Annotated in this window: 15 protein-coding genes; 13 read left to right on the top strand and 2 right to left on the bottom strand. The window is 62.2% G+C overall.

Annotated features, from left to right (window positions below; all coding sequences use genetic code 11):
* Positions 1-32: 32 nt before the first annotated feature.
* Positions 33-1541: a CoA-acylating methylmalonate-semialdehyde dehydrogenase gene (locus CCOS865_RS14105; RefSeq protein ID WP_119141806.1), complete on the bottom strand. Its 1509-nt coding sequence runs from the start codon at positions 1539-1541 to the stop codon at positions 33-35.
* Between the two features lie 310 nt (positions 1542-1851).
* Between CCOS865_RS14105 and CCOS865_RS14110 the strand changes: the two genes are divergently transcribed.
* The 6 genes from CCOS865_RS14110 to CCOS865_RS14135 all read left to right on the top strand — a co-directional run bounded on the left by CCOS865_RS14110 (position 1852) and on the right by CCOS865_RS14135 (position 9543).
* The gene (locus CCOS865_RS14110; protein ID WP_244216112.1) at positions 1852-2865 is read left to right on the top strand and encodes an AraC family transcriptional regulator; all 1014 of its coding nucleotides are present in this window, start codon (positions 1852-1854) and stop codon (positions 2863-2865) included.
* A 108-nt stretch (positions 2866-2973) separates the two neighbouring features.
* Positions 2974-3168 (top strand): hypothetical protein, encoded by a 195-nt coding sequence (locus CCOS865_RS14115; RefSeq protein ID WP_119141809.1) that lies wholly within the window; start codon positions 2974-2976, stop codon positions 3166-3168.
* A gap of 316 nt (positions 3169-3484) precedes the next feature.
* Positions 3485-5011 (top strand): FAD-dependent oxidoreductase, encoded by a 1527-nt coding sequence (locus CCOS865_RS14120; protein ID WP_119142055.1) that lies wholly within the window; start codon positions 3485-3487, stop codon positions 5009-5011.
* Positions 5012-5025: 14 nt separating this feature from the next.
* Positions 5026-5418: a c-type cytochrome gene (locus tag CCOS865_RS14125; RefSeq protein WP_119141811.1), complete on the top strand. Its 393-nt coding sequence runs from the start codon at positions 5026-5028 to the stop codon at positions 5416-5418.
* 72 nt (positions 5419-5490) lie between these two features.
* Positions 5491-5967, top strand: a complete 477-nt coding sequence (locus CCOS865_RS14130; RefSeq protein ID WP_415842600.1) for a RidA family protein — start codon at positions 5491-5493, stop codon at positions 5965-5967.
* A 90-nt stretch (positions 5968-6057) separates the two neighbouring features.
* Entirely contained in the window at positions 6058-9543 is a 3486-nt protein-coding gene (locus CCOS865_RS14135) for an indolepyruvate ferredoxin oxidoreductase family protein (protein ID WP_119141814.1), read from the top strand.
* A 65-nt stretch (positions 9544-9608) separates the two neighbouring features.
* Here the strand turns inward: CCOS865_RS14135 and CCOS865_RS14140 are convergent, their stop codons facing one another.
* On the bottom strand, positions 9609-10625 hold the full coding sequence (locus tag CCOS865_RS14140; protein WP_119141816.1) for a GlxA family transcriptional regulator: 1017 nt from the start codon (positions 10623-10625) through the stop codon (positions 9609-9611).
* A gap of 95 nt (positions 10626-10720) precedes the next feature.
* On the opposite strand from CCOS865_RS14140, the gene CCOS865_RS14145 reads away from it, so the two are divergent.
* The 7 genes from CCOS865_RS14145 (at position 10721) to CCOS865_RS14175 (ending at position 17763) form a co-directional block, all read left to right on the top strand.
* Positions 10721-11437, top strand: coding sequence for an NAD(P)H-dependent oxidoreductase (locus tag CCOS865_RS14145; protein WP_119141818.1), 717 nt, complete (start codon positions 10721-10723; stop codon positions 11435-11437).
* 48 nt (positions 11438-11485) lie between these two features.
* Positions 11486-12169: a glutathione S-transferase N-terminal domain-containing protein gene (locus CCOS865_RS14150; protein WP_119141820.1), complete on the top strand. Its 684-nt coding sequence runs from the start codon at positions 11486-11488 to the stop codon at positions 12167-12169.
* A 3-nt stretch (positions 12170-12172) separates the two neighbouring features.
* Entirely contained in the window at positions 12173-12802 is a 630-nt protein-coding gene (locus tag CCOS865_RS14155) for a DsbA family protein (protein WP_119141822.1), read from the top strand.
* Positions 12799-13623, top strand: a complete 825-nt coding sequence (locus tag CCOS865_RS14160) for an enoyl-CoA hydratase/isomerase family protein (RefSeq protein WP_119141824.1) — start codon at positions 12799-12801, stop codon at positions 13621-13623. Before CCOS865_RS14155 ends, CCOS865_RS14160 begins: the two co-directional genes overlap by 4 nt.
* An 18-nt stretch (positions 13624-13641) precedes the next feature.
* Positions 13642-14409, top strand: a complete 768-nt coding sequence (locus CCOS865_RS14165) for a 3-hydroxyacyl-CoA dehydrogenase (RefSeq protein ID WP_119141826.1) — start codon at positions 13642-13644, stop codon at positions 14407-14409.
* Positions 14410-14558: 149 nt separating this feature from the next.
* Positions 14559-15824 (top strand): OprD family porin, encoded by a 1266-nt coding sequence (locus tag CCOS865_RS14170; RefSeq protein WP_119141828.1) that lies wholly within the window; start codon positions 14559-14561, stop codon positions 15822-15824.
* 253 nt (positions 15825-16077) lie between these two features.
* Positions 16078-17763 (top strand): AMP-binding protein, encoded by a 1686-nt coding sequence (locus CCOS865_RS14175; protein ID WP_119141830.1) that lies wholly within the window; start codon positions 16078-16080, stop codon positions 17761-17763.
* The last annotated feature ends 41 nt before the right edge of the window (positions 17764-17804 follow it).

Consider the following 17804-nt stretch of genomic DNA (forward strand, 5'->3'; position numbering starts at 1 on the left):
TTACCCCGTGGTGAGCGCCTGCGCTGTTCAGGTCACTTCAGGGTGATCGTGGTGTTGACGCTGCCAACCACTTCGTCTTCGTCGAACCAGCGCTCGGTGACGGTCTTGGTCTGGGTATAGAACTGCACCACCTGCTTGCCGTAAGGCCCCAGGTCGCCGAGTTTTGAAGCGCGTGAGCCGCTGAAGGAGAACAGTGGCACCGGCACCGGAATCGGTACGTTGATGCCGACCTGACCGATGTCGATTTCTTCCTGGAAGTGCCGTGCGGCGGCGCCTGAGCGGGTGAACAACGCGGTGCCGTTGCCGTTCGGGTTGGCGTTGATCAGCGCGATGGCTTCGGCAAACGTGTCCGCGGTGATCACGCACAGGACCGGGCCGAAGATCTCTTCGCGGTAGATGCTCATGTCGGTGGTCACGCCGGAGAAGATAGTCGGGCCGATGAAGTTGCCTTGCGGGTACCCAGGCACCTCGGGGTTGCGGCCGTCGAGCTCCAGTGTCGCGCCCTGCTCGATGCCGCTGGCGATATAGCCACTGATGCGGTCCAGCGCTGCGCGGGATACCACGGGGCCGACGTCGGTGCCGGCTTCAACGCCGGCGTTGATACTCAGGCTTCGGGATTTTTCGATCAGCTCAGGTACCCAGCTTTGCGCCTCACCGACCAGGACCACTACCGGCAGCGCCATGCAACGTTGGCCAGCGGCACCGAAGGCGGCGCCGAGCAGGCTGTTGATAGTCTGTTGCTTGTTGGCGTCGGGCAGCACGATGGCGTGGTTCTTGGCGCCCATCATGCATTGCGCGCGCTTGCCGTTCTGGGTGGCACGGTTGTACACGTGGGTGCCGACCGCGGTGGAGCCGACGAATGAAACAGCCTTGATATCTGGGTGATCACAGATCAGGTTGACTGCCTCCACACCACCATGAATCACGTTCAGCACGCCGGCTGGCACCCCGGCCTGCAGCGCCAGCTCGGCCAGGCGCATGGTGACCATCGGATCCTGCTCGGAAGGTTTGAGGACAAACGTGTTGCCGGTGGCGATCGCCATCGGGAACATCCACAGCGGGATCATTGCCGGGAAGTTGAATGGGGTGATGCCCGCGCACACGCCAAGTGGTTGCAGCAGGGTAAAGGTGTCGACGCCGCCTGCTACGTTGTTGGCCAACTCGCCCAGTTGCAGGTTGCCGATGCTCGCGGCGTGTTCGACCACTTCGAGCCCGCGGAACACATCGCCCTCTGCATCAGGCAGGGTCTTGCCCTGTTCGGCGGTGAGGATGGCGGCCAGATCCTTGATGTTCTCGCGGATCAGCTGCTGGTACTTGAGGAAGATGCGTGCGCGGGCACCGATTGGCGTTTTACGCCAGGTCTTGAACGCCTGCTTGGCACTGGCCACGGCCGCGTTCATTTCTTCGGCGGTGGCGAACGGAACCCGCGCGAGCACTTCCTGAGTCGCTGGGTTGACCACATCACGCCATTGAGTCGTGCGTGACTCCACCAGTTTGCCGTCGATCAGCAGCTTGATGTTCGGAACGGAGCTAACGGTCATGTTCTTGTCCTCGTATACCGTTTAGGAAAATTGTTTTTGTTTTCAGTTGTTTGTGAAAATTCATGGCGGTGCCAGCGGGCCCGACGTCGGCGCTGCCAGCCTCTCGGGTTTGTGCCCGCGAGAAGTTGCATTTGTGGCCACGTCCTAGCGTGCTGGCTGAGCGGAGCAGGGCTAGTGCTTGCGCCGGTGGCCTTGGTTGACCTAGCTTAGCGATCGCGGGCATGGCTTTTAAATCACTCGATCCGCCGAATGATTTGCATATCGCGCCAGTCAAGATAGATGCGAGGGGGTATTGCCAGTGGATCACTCAGTGGACAACACCTTGCCGATGACCTTTGTCCAGGGGTTGTTGCAAGGGGCGCAGAACATCTGCAGCGCGGCCGATATTCATCGGTTCGTCAGCGCGGCGGGTATTGCCGAGCACTTGCTCGATGCCCCTGGCGCGCGGGTGACGTACGACCAGTTCGTGCGCCTGTACCAGGAGGTTGCGCTGGGCAGCGACGACGAGATGATGGGCCAGTGCTCGCGGCGGATCCGCAGCGGTACGCTCAAGTACCTGTGCGCCAGCCTGCTCGACGCCAAGTCGCTGACCATCGCGATGTACCGCTTCACGCGCTTCTGGAACCTGTTGCTCGACGACTATCGGTTCGACTGCGCCGAACAGTCGGGGCTGGTGGTGATCGCTTTGATACCCCGCGACGGCAGCGCCGACATGCAGCGCTTTGGCCATGAGCTGATGATGAAACTGGCCCATGGCATTGCGTCGTGGTTGATTGGCCAGGAGATCCCTCTGCACGCGGTGACGTTCTCCTTTGCTCGCCCGCAGTACGCTTCGGAGTACATGCACATGTTTCCGGCACCGGTGAGCTTCGAGCAGCCGCATACCGCGTTGAGCTTCGACGCGCACTGGGGGGCGATGAAGTTCAGTCGGAGCAAGGCCGAGTTGTTGCCGTTTCTCCAGGCGGCGCCGCGTTATTGGCTGTTTACCACCCTCAAGGAGCGCCTGGTGGCGCAACAGGTCCGTCAGCACGTGCTGCTCAACCCCAAGCAGGACTGCTGTATTCAGGATGCCGCCAATGCCTTGTTGCTCTCGACCCGAACGCTCACCCGCCGGCTCAAGGAGGAGGGCACCAGTTACCAGTTGGTCAAGGATGCCCTGCGCCGCGACATCGCTGTCCAGCAACTGATCCACACCGACCTGTCGATTGCGCACATTGCCCAGGGGTTGGGTTTTGATTCGACGGCGGTGTTCCATCGGGCCTTTCGTGGCTGGACCGGCAGTACCCCGGGCGCCTATCGCCGGCGAGAGATCAATGGCTGCTGAGGCGCCTGCGCGACGCCAATCGGTTTTACCTACAAACGTACAAGCCGAGTGACACGGGTGACACGTAGAGTCGTTGTATTGCCCGTATTCGTTAATAAGGAAACCGACGTGTTTGAATTCGTCAGCAACTTCATTCGGCCAGACTATGAAAAGAGTGATCGCTGTTTTCTAGTGCTGGCACTTATCGTCGGTTGCGGCTTCGGCACTGTACTCGGCCACAAGATCTCCCTGAGTGTCGGGTTGCCCTTCAGCGTCGTTGCCTCGTTGGCGCTGTACTACCTCTGGCGCCGTCCTGGACGGTGAGCTAGCTGTATTGCCGAACATGAAAATACTCGCCTCCATGAACTAGGAAGGGTCGAAGCGTGCTCGACCCTGCGGCGTTAAAACAACAATAACGTGCTGTTTTTTGTAAGGGGTGCTTCCCCGTACAACGTCCTGCCACCTGTAACTCGACCGTTCCCTTGGTTACCCGAGCGGCTGCCTGCCGTCTCGAGAAAAGGTCACGGCCGAGACCGTTGGATTCATCCTGAGAGGAACTCTACACATGCAAGCGCACGCAATGCCCCTTAGCCGTCGCCAGGTGCTGCACTGGATTGGCGCCACTGCCGGTGCGGCGGCGATGTATCAGGCCATGGGTGCCCTGGCCTTTGCCGGGGAGACCCAGCATGACCGAAATTTTGCCCTGAGCGGCGCCCCGAAGGGGGCACGTATCCTGATCCTCGGCGCCGGCTTGGCCGGCATGACCGCCGCCTACGAACTGCGCAAGGCCGGGTACCAGGTCAAGCTGCTGGAATACAACGCCAAACCGGGTGGCCGCTGCTGGACCCTGCGCGGCGGTGACCGCTTTGTCGAACTGGGCGGGGCAACGCAGGACTGCAAGTTCGATCCGGGGCTGTACCTGAACCCGGGACCCTGGCGGATTCCCTACCACCACCATGCGGTGCTCGATTATTGCCACCGCTTCGGGGTCGCTCTGGAGCCGTTCATTCAAGTCAACTACAACGCCATGGTTCACTCGACCCAGGCGTTCGGCGGCAAGCCTGTGCGCTATCGCGCGGTGCAGGCTGATTTCCAGGGGCATATCGCCGAGCTGCTGAGCAAAGCGATCAACCAGAATGCGCTCGACCAGGCGCTCACCGCCGAAGACCGCCAGCGCCTGCTCGAGGCGATGCGCAGCTGGGGCGCGCTGGACGCCAGCGGGAGTTACAAAAAGTCACTGGAGACCAGCTTGCGCCGCGGCTTCGCGGTCGATGCCGGTGGCGGCCTGATGAGTCAGCCGGCGCCCTCTGACCTGCTCGACCGCAAGGCTTTGCTCGACTCCAACCTCTGGCAGAGCATTGCCGTTGGGCAGGACTACGAGTTCCAGACCAGCCTGTTCCAGCCGGTCGGCGGCATGGACAAGATTGCCCAGGCGTTCGAGCGGCAGGTGGGTGACCTGATCCAGTACAACGCCAAGGTCACCGCGATCGAACAGAGCGACAACGGCGTGACGGTCACCTACCAGTCCAGTACTGGTGGGGCGTCGGCGCAAGAAACCGCGGACTGGTGTGTCTGCACACTGCCGTTGTCGATCCTCGGGCAGCTCCCGGTGCAGGTCAGTGCGCCAATGATGAGCGCTATCCGTGCGGTGCCCTACGAAGCCGCGGTCAAGGTCGGCTTGCAATTCAAGCGGCGTTTCTGGGAGCAGGACGAGCGCATCTACGGTGGCATCAGCTACACCGACACGCCCATCGGCAAGATCAGCTACCCCAGCACCGACTACGGCAAGCCCGGTAAAGGGGTGTTGCTGGGTGGTTATCTGTTCGGCCCCAACGCCTACGAATTCACCGCGATGGCGCCAGAGGCACGGGTGCGCAAGGCCGTCGAGTACGGCGCCCTGGTGCACCCGCAGTACCACGATGAGTTCGACAACGGCATCGCCGTCGGCTGGCACCGTGTGCCATGGACCAACGGCTGCTACGGCCTGTGGACGGAAACCCTGCGTGAGCAGCACTACCAGACCCTGTGCCAGATCGACGGACGCATCGTCCTGGCCGGCGAGCACGCTTCACGTATCCCCGCGTGGATGGAGGGGGCGATCCTGTCGTCGCTCGACGCCATCAAGCGGCTGCACACCCATATCGTCGCCAGCCACCAGGCGGCCTGAATCCGGAGCTCATCATGCACAAGCACTCATGGCTGGCACTGCTCATCGGCGCTCTCGGCAATGCTGGCGCCTGGGCCGCCGATGGCGATCTGTCGACGTCCGGCAAATTCGATGAACGCACCGGCGAAGCCTTGTTTCACCAGGTCTGCCAAGGCTGCCACATGCCTCAGGCACAAGGCGCCAGCGGTGCCGGTGCGTATCCAGCGCTGGCCGCCAACGCAAAACTGGCCGCCAAGGTCTACCCGGTGTTCATGGTCAGCTCGGGGCAAGGCGGCATGCCTGGCTTCAAGGACTCGATGTCCGACCAGCAGATCGCCGATGTCGTGAACTACGTCAGGAGCCACTTTGGCAACGCCTTTGCTGACAGCGTCACGCTCGAGGATGTTCGCTCGGTGACGCAGCGCTAGCGCCGTGGATTGGCCGCAAGGCCCTCATTGGAGAAAGGAATGGTCATGCTGAAAAACATCGTACGCCCGCTGATGCTCTCGTCCATGGCGCTGCTGGCAGTGCCCGCAGTGCAGGCGGCCGAAGTCATCCGCCACAAGATCCCCAACTCGGACTTTCCCATCTCGCTGGCGATTGAAATCCCCGCTGGCGCCACCCTGGTCAACCTCAGTGGCGCGGTGCCGCCGGCCATCGATGCCAAGGCCGATGCACGAAGCCTTGCCGCGTATGGCGATACCGAAACCCAGACGGTCAGTGTGCTGAAAAGCATACAGGGCACGCTCGAGCACCTGGGGTTGAGCCTGGCGGATGTGGTGAAGATGCAGGTCTACCTGGTCGGCTCGGCTGAAGCGGGCGGCAAGATGGATTACGCCGGTTTCATGCGGGGCTACACGCAGTTCTTCGGCACCGCCCAGCAGCCCAACTTGCCGACCCGTTCGGTGTTCCAGGTCGCGGGCCTGGCCAACCCCGGTTACCGGGTCGAGATCGAAGTGTCTGCCGTTCGCCGCTGACCGATGTGTCGCAGCCGGGGGCGACCCGGTTGCGCATCCGCCTACAAATACAAGAATAAGTTTCCCCTTAGCCAGGGGCGGAGTTGAATCATGACGCTGAAAAAAGTCCAGCTGGACGACAAGTACCTGCTCGACGAAGGACGCATTTTCATTACCGGGACGCAGGCGCTGGTACGCCTTTCGATGAGCCAGCATCTGCGCGATCAACAAGCGGGCCACAACACTGCGGGGTTCATTTCCGGCTATCGCGGTTCGCCGCTGGGCGGGTTGGATGATCAGCTCGGCAAGGCCAAGCAGTACCTGTCGGCACACAATGTGTTGTTCCAGCCCGGCATCAATGAAGACCTCGCGGCGACCACCCTCTGGGGAGCGCAACAGGCCCACCTGAGCGGTGAAGGCAAGTTCGACGGGGTGTTCGGCATGTGGTACGGCAAAGGCCCGGGTGTTGACCGTACCGGCGATGCCTTCCGCCATGCCAACCTGGCGGGCACGGCCGCGCTGGGCGGGGTGCTGGTACTGATGGGCGATGACCACACCTGTGAATCGTCCAGTACCTGCCACCAGAGCGAGTTCGCCATGGTCGATGCGATGATCCCGGTGCTCAGCCCGGCGGGGGTCCAGGAGATCCTCGACTTCGGCCTGATCGGCTGGGGCCTGTCGCGTTACAGCGGCTGCTGGGTGGGCATCAAGTGCGTGAAGGACACTGTCGAAGCTACTGCCACCATCGACGTCGATATCAATCGCGTGCAGATCGTCCAGCCCGTCGACTTCGTCCTGCCCGCAGAGGGTCTTAATATCCGCCAGCCCGATACGCCCCATGCGCAGGAAGCGCGCCTGCATCGGTTCAAACTCGGTGCCGCACGGGCGTTTGCTCGGGTCAATGGGCTGGACAAGTGTGTGGTCGATTCGCCTCAGGCCCGGCTGGGTGTGATGACCCACGGCAAGAGCTATCTGGATGTCCTGCAGGCCTTGCAAGACCTGCAGCTGAGCGAGGCCGACGCAGCCGCACTGGGGCTGCGCCTGTACAAGGTCGGCATGGTCTGGCCGCTCGAACCGGCGGGTGCTGCGCAGTTCTGCGAGGGGCTCGACAAGGTGCTGGTGGTCGAGGAAAAACGCAGCCTGCTGGAACTGCAGCTCAAGGAGCAGTTGTATGGCCGGTCAAGTGCACCGGTCATCGTCGGCAAACTCGATGAGCACGCCCAGGTGTTGTTCCAATCGGAGATGGCGCTGGACTCCAACCAGGTGGCCATCGCGTTGGGCGAGCGCCTGCTCGAGCTCCAGGACAATGCGCCGCTGCGTGCGCGTGTCGAGCGCCTGCGAGCCTATCAGCCGAGCAAAGGCAATGCCGATCTGCTCTCGCGCAGCTATTACTTCTGCAGCGGCTGCCCGCACAGTTCATCCACCGTGGTGCCCGAGGGCAGCAAAGCGTATGCCGGCATTGGCTGCCATTGGATGTCGCAGTCGATGGACCGCTCGACCCAGGGTTATACCCACATGGGTGGCGAGGGGATGGTCTGGGTCGGCGAGGCGCCTTTTTCCAAGCGCACGCACATGTTCCAGAACATCGGTGACGGCACCTATTTCCATTCAGGCTTTCTGGGTATCCGCGCGGCAGTTGCCGCGGGCACCAACATCACCTTCAAGATCCTCTTCAACGATGCCGTGGCCATGACCGGCGGGCAAAAACACGACGGTACCTTGAACGTGCCGGCGATTGCCCATCAAGTCCATGCCGAGGGGGTCAAGCGCATCGTCGTGGTCACCGACGAACCGCTCAAATACCCCAGTGATACACGTTGGCCCGAAGGTTTGACGATCCATCACCGCGATGTGCTGGACAAGGTCCAGCGTGAACTGCGCGAAGTCACTGGCACCTCGATCCTGATCTATGACCAGACCTGTGCAGCCGAAAAGCGCCGCCGCCGCAAGCGTGGGACCTTCCCAGACCCCGCCAAGCGGGTGGTCATCAATGACCTGGTCTGCGAGGGCTGTGGCGATTGTGGTGTGCAGTCCAACTGTGTCTCGGTACAACCGCTGGAAACCGAGTTCGGTCGCAAGCGGGCCATCGACCAGTCTTCTTGCAACAAGGACTTCTCGTGTGTCAAAGGCTTCTGCCCCAGCTTCGTCACGGTATTGGGCGGTACGCTCAGGAAGCCTGGCCAGGTTGTCCAGGAGCACGTGCCGCTGTTGCCAGAACCGACCCGACCCAGCATCGACACCCAGGTCTACAGCATCCTGGTGGCCGGCATGGGCGGCACGGGCGTGGTGACCATTGGCGCCATTCTGGGCATGGCCGCGCACTTGGAAGGCCGTGGTTGCGGTTTGCTCGACATGGCAGGGCTGGCGCAGAAGGGCGGTTCGGTGTGGAGCCACCTGCGCTTCGGGCCTGACCCGCAGTCGATCAAGACCATCCGCATCGCTGCCGGTGGCGCCGACCTGGTGCTCGGTTGCGACCTGATCGTGGCGGGCAACGCGAAAACCCTCGCGGCCACGCGTCATGGCAATACCCACGTGCTCGCCAACACCCAGGAGACCATGCCCGGGGCCTTTACCCGCAACGCCGACATGCAATACCCGACGCAAGGGCTGCGCAGCAACATCATCGAAGCGGTCGGTCAGGACCATGCCGAATTCGTCGACGCCGGGAGGATTGCCACGGCGCTGCTCGGCGACAGCATCGCCAGCAACATGTTCATGCTCGGCTTTGCCTATCAGCGCGGGCTGATCCCGTTGACGGCGGTGTCCATCGAAGCCGCCATCGAGCTCAACGGTACGGCCAGGAAAATGAACACCGATGCCTTCCGCTGGGGGCGCCAGGCGGCGCTCGATCCACAGGCGGTGGAGCAGCGTCTGGCGGCCAGGTCAAATGCGCAGCTGGCCGGGGTGTCGCCTGCACCGGTCATTACCCTCGATGAGCAGATCAGTACGCGTCAGGCCTACCTGTCGGCGTACCAGAACGACGCCTATGCACAGCGCTACGTCAGCCTGGTGCAACGGGTTCGAAACCTGGAGCAGTCGCTGTCGGGGCAGCACGATGACCTGACCCGCGCGGTGGCCAAGTACTACTTCAAGTTGCTGGCGATCAAGGATGAGTACGAAGTCGCTCGCCTGCACACCGAAAGTGGTTTCCTGCAGCGGATCTCCGAGCAGTTCGAAGGTGATTACAAGCTGGTCTTCAATCTTGCGCCGCCGATGCTCTCCAAGCGTGACGGCGATACCGGCCTGGCGAAGAAGTCGGAGTTCGGCGCTTGGGTCCTTCCCGCCTTCCGGGTCTTGGCCAAGCTGCGCTTTCTGCGCGGCAGCCTGTTCGATCCGTTTGGCTACACCCATGAGCGGCGCCAGGAGCGTGCGCTGATCGAACGCTATGAAACGGTGGTCGAGGAAGTCCTTGGCACCCTGACCCAGCAGGGGGGGGATTCGCACCATCAAACGGCCGTGAAGCTCGCCTCGTTGCCCGAGCAGATTCGTGGCTATGGCCATGTCAAAGCGCGCGCGATGGAGGCCGCCTTCGCTCAGGAGGCGGTCTTGCTGGATATCTTGCGTGGGCGTGTGATTGCGCTGAAGAAGGTCGCCTGACGGCGGTGTGATCACCCAGGGGATCGGCTGTCAGCGGCCGGTCGCCCTGCGTGCACACAGTATCTCTAACCTCGCGGCATGCTCGCGAAGCGATTTCGATACGCCGCCGGTGTAGCCCCCACATGCTGGCGGAACAGGCGTGTGAAGGAACTGGCGTTCTGGTAGCCGACCTGGTTGGCAATCTCCTCGATGCTCAGGTCACCGCTTTCGAGCAGCTTCATGGAAATTTCGATGCGCAGGTTCTGCAGGTAGGCCAGCGGCGTCGTCCCCAGCACATCGTTGAAATGGCGAATCAGCGTGCGCACGCTGACCGACAGCGCGGCGGCCAGTTGCGGCATGCTGACGTCTTCAGCGAAGTGCTTGAGCAACCAGTGTTGCGCCTTGGCCACCATGGTATCGCTGTGCACCGACCCCATCTGCAACGGCAGGTAGGGCAACTGGGTGGTCTGGCTGGTGTCGATGAGCATGGTCTTGGCGGTCAGCGTGGCGGTGTTGGCCCCGCAGAAGTGCTCGACCATGCGCACCGCCTGGAGCAGGTAGGAGGCCGACGCGCCCGCGCACCAGAGCCGATCCTGCTCGGTCACCATCGAGCGCAATTGCAGGTCGACATTGGGGTTGCGCTCGCGGAACAGTTTTTCCAGCCACCAGGTGGTAGTGGCCTGGCGACCATCCAGCAAACGGGTTTCTGCCAGCAGGAAGGTGCCGGTGCAGTTGGCCGCCACTACCGCGCCCTTGCGCCACTGCGCCTCCAGCCATTCACGCTGAGGCCGTGCGTTGTCCAGGCTACGCAGAAACGCATCGTGCCCTGAGTAGTAAAGCCCCGGTATGAAGATGATGTCGTACGGCTCGCTGGACAGTGCCACGGTGCTGTTCACCGTCAGCCCATTGCAGGCCGTGACGGGCTTGCCTTGATGGGAGACGAACTCCCAGCTGAACGGGCGCGACATGGCGCCACCGGTCTTGTGTTGCTGGCGGCTCAAGTGCGCATTGGTGACATGCAGGACATCGCCAAAGCCGGCCAGACTGGACGCGTAACAGCCGTCGATGGCGAGAATCGCGGCGCGAAGGGGCAGTGTTTTCATGTTGGCAAAAAACGCATAAAAATAGTCAATATTGCCAATGTAGCAGCGCCTTGGCACTCCGTACAGTGGAGCCATCACTGACCCAGGGAGCTGTTATGAACGTACTGATTGTCCACGCGCACCATGAGCCGCAATCCTTCAACACGGCCATGCTGAACCTGGCCGTCGAGGTTCTCGAAGGGCAGGGGCACGCTGTAGTGGTGTCTGACCTGTATGCGATGAACTTCAACCCGGTCGCCACTGCCGATGACTTCCATCAGCGGGCCAACAGCGAGCACTTGATCTACGCCCTCGAACAACGCAACGGCTACAACACCGGCACGCTGGCAGCTGACATCACCCAGGAGCTGGAAAAGCTCAAGTGGGCTGACCTGATCATCCTCAACTTCCCCATCTACTGGTTCAGCATGCCCGCGATCCTCAAGGGCTGGATCGACCGCGTGTTCATTTCCGGCTTCTGCTATGGCGGCGTGCGCATCTACGACCGGGGTGGCCTCAAGGGCAAGAAGGCCATGCTCGCGTTCTCCCTGGGTGGGCAGGACCACATGTTTGGCCCAGAGGCCATCCACGGCGAGCTGGATACCTTGCTGCGGCCCATCCAGCGCGGCGTGCTGGGCTACGTCGGGCTTTCGGTATTGCCACCGTTTGTCGCCTTCCATGTGCCTTACATCAGCGTCGAAGCGCGCCGTGACTACCTCGAGCAATACCGCCAGCACCTGTTGACGCTGGATGATCGTCCGTCGCTGACGTTCCCCTCGCTGGATGACTACGACGACATGTTGCACCCCAAGACGACGCTGGCGACGGCGTGACGCGCGCCTTGCAGCACACGACGAACGCGCCTGATCTGGAGGTTTTTGGTGATTGAACTCTACAGTTGGCCAGCCCCGAACGGGCAGAAGATACACCTGTTGCTCGAAGAGCTCGGGGTCTCCTACCGCACCCTGCCGATCGACATCACGCGCGGCGCTCAGCACCAGCCCCGGTATCGCGCGATCAACCCGAACGGCAAGATCCCGGCGATCATCGACCATGCCCCGCTTGGCGGCGGGGCACCGATCACGCTGTTCGAGAGCGGCGCGATCATGGTCTATCTGGCAGAAAAAACCGGCATGTTCCTGCCCGGCGACCTGCGCGGTCGGACGGAAACACTGCAGTGGCTGTTCTGGCAGGTGGGCGGGCTGGGTCCGATGATGGGCCAGGCGCAGCATTTTTTCCGCTACGCCGCAGCACCGGTGCCCTACGCGATCGAGCGCTATCAGACGGAAACGCGGCGACTGCTGAAGCTGCTCGACGAGCGTCTGGCAGGCCGCAAATACATCTGCGGCGACTACGGCATCGTCGACATGGCGTGCTTCCCGTGGATCCGCGTGCACAAGATGACCGGTGTCACCCTGGACGACTATCCGCAGCTCAAAGCCTGGTACGCACGGGTGCGTGGCCGGCCGGCAGTGGGCCGGGCGTTGGACCTGTTGCGCGATCAGTGGGTGGATGTCGCCAGCTCCGCGCAAGCCAAACACAACCTGTTCCAGGTGCAGGAGTAGCCCATGAGCCTTGCTGATGGCGTGGTCATAGACGCCTTTATCGACCTGCGCAGCCCGTATTCCTACCTGGCCATCGAGCCGGCGCGTGAGCTGGCCCGGCGCAGCGGCGTGCGGATCGACTGGTGGCCGTACATCACGGACTTCCGCTCGGCCTATGGCGGGGAGGTTGAACAACGGCCACCGCGTGAAGTGGCCAAGCTCAAGTACCTGTACATGGATTGTCGCCGCCTGGCCGAACGGCAAGGGCGTACGATCCGGGCCACGCAAAAACTCTGGGACGCCGAACTGGCAAGCCAGGCCCTGCTGTTTGCCAAGACGCAGAACACCCTGTGGGATTTTTGCCTGCCGTTGCTCGAACGCTTCTGGAACCAGGACTTCGACCTCGAAAGCCCTCAGGCCATCGAGGCGCTACTGGCCCAGGTCGGCCTGGCCCCTGCGCTGTGGCAGGCGTACCGAGCCAAGCACGCAGAGGCCGCACTGAGCGCCAGCCTGGCGCGTGCCGAGCGTCTGGGGGTGTTCGGCGCGCCCACCTTCATTTATCGCGGCGAGCTGTTCTGGGGCGGTGATCGGCTTGAGCTGCTCGCTCAGCGCTTGGGCCGCGACACGCCCACAGCGTGCAAGGAGATGCCATGAATAACCGGCTGCTCAACCCGGCGCAGGCTGCCGGTATCCATGTGCAATACCAGCAGGGTATCGCCTTTATAAACCTCGACCGTCCTGCCACCCGAAACAGCTTCGACCTGTCCATGGGGGTGGCGCTGCGCGACTGTGTGCGCAGCCTGGTCGCCCGGCCGCCACGCGTGGTCGTGCTGCGCAGCACCGGTGAGCATTTCATGGTGGGAGGCGATGTCCGTCACTTCCAGACCTTGCTTGACGAATCGAAGGCGGCCTGCGCCGAGGAGCTTGAGTTACTGATCGACGCGGTCAATGAAGCGGTTATCGGCCTGACCGAGCTGCCGTGCCCGGTACTCGGCCTGATCAATGGCTCGGTCGCCGGCTTCGGCCTGTCGCTGGCGCTGGCGTGCGACATCCTGGTCGCCGCCGAAGACGCGCAGTTGCTGTTGGCCTATGGCGCGATTGGCGCGACTCCTGACGGCGGCGCTAGCTGGCATCTGCCGCGTCATCTGGGCTTGCACCGCGCGTTGGCCATGGCCCTGTTGCACACAAAACTGGATGCGCATCAGGCGCACGCGCTCGGCCTGGTGGTTCAGGTGGTGCCACCGGCTGGCCTGCCGGCCGCTGGGCTGGCGATTGCCACGCGTTTGGCGAACGGTGCGGCCGCCGCCCAGGCAGGCGTCAAACGCCTGCTGCGCGAAGGTTTGCAGACGGATCTGACGGGCACGCTGGAGGCAGAGAAAGCCCAGTTTGTCGCGCTGTCTTCAACCGACGATTTCGCCGAGGGCGTCAATGCCTTCTGTCAGCGGCGGTCCGCCAACTTCACTGCAACGCATTAACACGGATGGAGGTTTTTAATGAAGATCGAAGGGTGTGTATTTCTGATTACCGGTGGTGCCTCCGGCCTCGGCGCAGCTACCGCGCGGCACTTGCTCAAGGCCGGTGCAAGCGTGGTCCTGGCGGACCTCAACGCCGCCAGCGGCGAAGCGTTGGCAGACCAATTGGGGCCCAAGGCGGCGTTCATCCGCACGGATGTGGTGGATGAAGGCTCGATGCAGGCGGCCGTGGACCTGGCGGTGGTTCGCTTTGGTGCAGTGCATGGGCTGATCTGCTGTGCCGGCATTGCCCCAGGCGAAAAAGTCCTCGGCAAAGCGGGGCCGCACGCCCTCGACAGCTTTACCCGCGGGGTGATGATCAACCTGGTCGGGACCTTCAACGCCATTCGCCTGGCTGTCGAAGCGATCAACCTCAATGCCCCCAACGTCGACGGTGAGCGGGGCGTGGTGGTGACGACCGCATCGGTGGCGGCGTTCGATGGCCAGATCGGCCAGGCAGCGTATGCCGCATCCAAAGCCGGCGTGGTTGGCATGACCCTGCCGATTGCCCGCGAGTTGGCACGCTTCGGCATCCGGGTCATGAGCATCGCCCCGGGCATTTTCGAAACGCCCATGCTGCTTGGCCTGCCGCAGGATGTTCAGGACTCGCTGGGCAAGACCGTACCGTTCCCACCCCGGCTGGGGCGCGGCTGCGAGTTTTCTCAACTGGTCCAGTCGATTGTCGAGAACCCGATGCTCAACGGTGAAGTCATCCGGCTCGACGGCGCGCTGCGGATGACCGCCAAGTAAACGATCAGCAAGCGTCGCCGTCGTGCAGTGAACAGTGAACGACTCGGTAGTGTGCCACCTGCTCGGCAGAGCGGGCGGCGCGGGTGTGTGTGCAAGTCCGTCGTAAAACAACAATAACCGCGACAACAATAATAATAGGAAGACTGCGAATGCCGATTAACGCGAAAGTGTCTGTTCATCTACTTTGCCTGGCACCTGTGCTGGGCTTGGCCACCGGCGCCCAGGCGGCGTTCCTTGACGACAGCAAGGGCAGCCTGGACTTACGAAACTTCTACATGAACCGTGACTTTCGCCAAGGCAACGCGACCCAGGCGAAAGCGGAGGAGTGGGGCCAGGGTTTCCAGTTGCGCTTCGAATCCGGCTTCACGCCGGGGGCGCTGGGGTTTGGCCTGGATGCCACCGGCCTGCTCGGGCTCAAGCTTGACTCCAGCCCGGACCGGGTTGGCACCGGCTTGCTCAAGAGCGACAAGGAGGCGCCGCGCCGTGCGCAGGATGAATACGGCGAACTCGCCGTGACGGCGAAGGTGCGGCTGGCCAAGAGCACCCTGAAGGTGGGCACGCTGCAGCCCATCTTACCGCCCTTGATGCGCAATGATTCTCGCCTGCTGCCGCAGACCTACCGCGGCGCCTGGTTGACCAGCAACGATGTGGACAACCTGACCCTCGACGTTGCCAAGCTCGACCGGGTGAACCAGCGGGACTCTTCAGACAATGAAGAACTCACCGTCTATAACGCTGGCAAGCGCAACATCGTCCTCGGCAGAGCGACCACCAGCGATGACTTCCTCTTCGCCGGTGGCAAGTATCAATGGTCGCCCGAGCTTTCGGGCAGCTATTACTACGGCGCGCTGGACGGGATCTACCAGCAGCACCTGGTCAACCTGGTGCACCTGTTGCCGCTGGGCCCAGGCCAGAGCTTCAAGTCGGACATCCGCTTCGCGCGCTCAGTCGACGATGGCGGCAGCAATGTCGACAACGATGCGATTGGCGCGCTGTTCACCTACCGAACCGGTGCCCATGCGTTCAGCGCCGGCTACCAGTACCTGGCGGGTGATACCGGCTTTGCCTTCGTCAACGGTGCGGATAACGCTTTGCTCAATCAGGTGCAGATCAACGACTTCGGCAACAAGGACGAGCAGTCGTGGCAGATTCGCTATGACTACGACTTCGTTGCCTGGGGCATCCCCGGGCTGACCCTGATGACCCGCTACCTTTCGGGTGACAACGTTGACCGCGGCCCTGGCCTGGACGACGGCAAGACCTGGGAGCGCAACACGGACCTCGGCTATGTGATCCAGAGCGGGCCCCTGAAGAACCTCGCAATCAAGTGGCGCAACGCGACTACGCGAAGCAATTTTCTGGGTGATCTGGATGAGAACCGGCTGTTCTTCACCTACACCCTGCCGCTCTGGTAAGTCGCATCGACTCTAGCCGGCGTTTGGTGGCCACTGGGCACTGCGGCAGGGTGGGGGGATTGGCGAAAGCGGCACAGTTATCGTCAAAATTGCCAATATCCCCTCCGCCCACTTGCTCGTAGAGTGGAGGGGTCGATCAAACGCCGTTATCGATACTTGGAGTCAATGTTGACGGACGAGCGCAGGCAACAACGCTCGGCTTCGTAGCGACCCTGCGATGCCAAAACTGTGAACCAAGGTTGAGACAATAATAATGAATACCGACAACGCGAGTTACGCGCGGGGTGCCACTGACACCCCCTTGATCGAATCTACCGTAGGTGCGTGGTTCGACCACATTGCGGCGCAGTACCCCGACAATGAAGCGGTGGTGTCCTGCCATCAGGGGGTGCGCTTGAGTTACCGGCAACTGCAGGGCCAGTGCGATGTGTTGGCCAGTGCCTTGCTCGCGCTTGGGCTGCAGCCGCATGACCGACTCGGCCTGTGCCTCAACAACAGTGCCGAGTGGCTGATGATCCAGATCGCTGCCGCCAAGATCGGTGTGGTGCTGGTCAATCTGAACCCGGCGTATCGCTCGGCCGAGCTTGAGTACGCCTTGCACAAATCGGGGTGTAAAGCCCTGATCAGCATGGCCCGCTTCAAGACCACCGACTATCTGGACTTGCTCAGGGCGGTGTTGCCCGAGCTCGACCGGTCGACCCCCGGTGCGCTGCAGGCCAAGCGCCTACCCGAGCTGAAGACGGTGATCCAGGTCAGCCACGAAGACGTGCCTGGGTGCCTCAGCTTCGTCGACCTGATGGCCCGGGGCAGCACCTGCGATCCGGCGCTCAAGGCCGTGAGCGGGTCGCTTGCGGCCAACGATGTGATGAACATCCAGTTCACCAGTGGCACCACCGGTTTGCCCAAGGGCGCCGCACTGACCCATCGCGGGGTGTTGAACAATGGCTTCTTCCTGGGCAAGGCGATCACGCTGAGCGCACAGGACCGTCTGTGCATCCCGGTGCCGCTGTTCCATTGTTTCGGCATGGTGGTGGGTAACCTGGCCGCGCTTTCGCATGGCGCCACCATTGTCTACCCGAATGATTCTTTCGACCCGGTCGCGGTGCTGCAAGCTGTTCAGGAAGAACGTTGTACCGCCTTGCACGGCGTGCCGACGATGTTCATCACCGAGCTGGACGATCCGCGATTCCACGAGTTCGACCTGACCACGCTGCGTACCGGCATCATGGCCGGCACCGCCTGCCCGATCGAGGTGATGAAGCGCGTGGAGCGTGAGATGCACATGCGCGAGGTGACAATCGCCTACGGCATGACCGAAACCAGCCCGGCGAGTTATCAAAGCACGACCGATACGCCGCTTGAAAAGCGCGTGTCGACGATCGGCAGGGTTCATCCTCATCTGGAGTCCAAGATCATCGATCCGCTGACCGCAAGCATCGTCCCGTTGGGTACCGTGGGCGAACTGTGTATCCGTGGCTACTCGTTGATGCAAGGCTATTGGGACGAGCCGGAAAAGACCGCTGAAACGATCGATGGCGAGGGCTGGATCCACAGTGGCGACCTGGCGACGATGGACGCCGAGGGCTATGTGAGCATCACCGGACGGATCAAGGACATGGTCATACGCGGTGGCGAAAACATCTCCCCGCGCGAAATCGAGGAGTTCCTCTACCGCCATCCGGCCATCCAGGACGCTCAAGTGATTGGCGTGCCCGATCCGGTCTATGGCGAAGAGTTGTGCGTGTGGATCATTACCCGTGCGGGCAAAAGCCTCTGCGAAGAGGACGTCAGGCAGTTCTGCGAGGGCCAGATCGCCCGCTACAAGATCCCTCGGTACATCCGCTTTGTGACGTGCTACCCCATGACCCTCTCGGGGAAAGTACAGAAGTTCAAGATGCGCGAGATGATGAGCGAAGAGATCAACCTCATTGCGTGCTGACCCACCTTCCAACTGACAGTGATTGCCGCAGTGTCGGCAGG

Origin of the sequence: Pseudomonas reidholzensis (assembly GCF_900536025.1) — a bacterium.
GTDB classification, from domain to species: domain Bacteria; phylum Pseudomonadota; class Gammaproteobacteria; order Pseudomonadales; family Pseudomonadaceae; genus Aquipseudomonas; species Aquipseudomonas reidholzensis.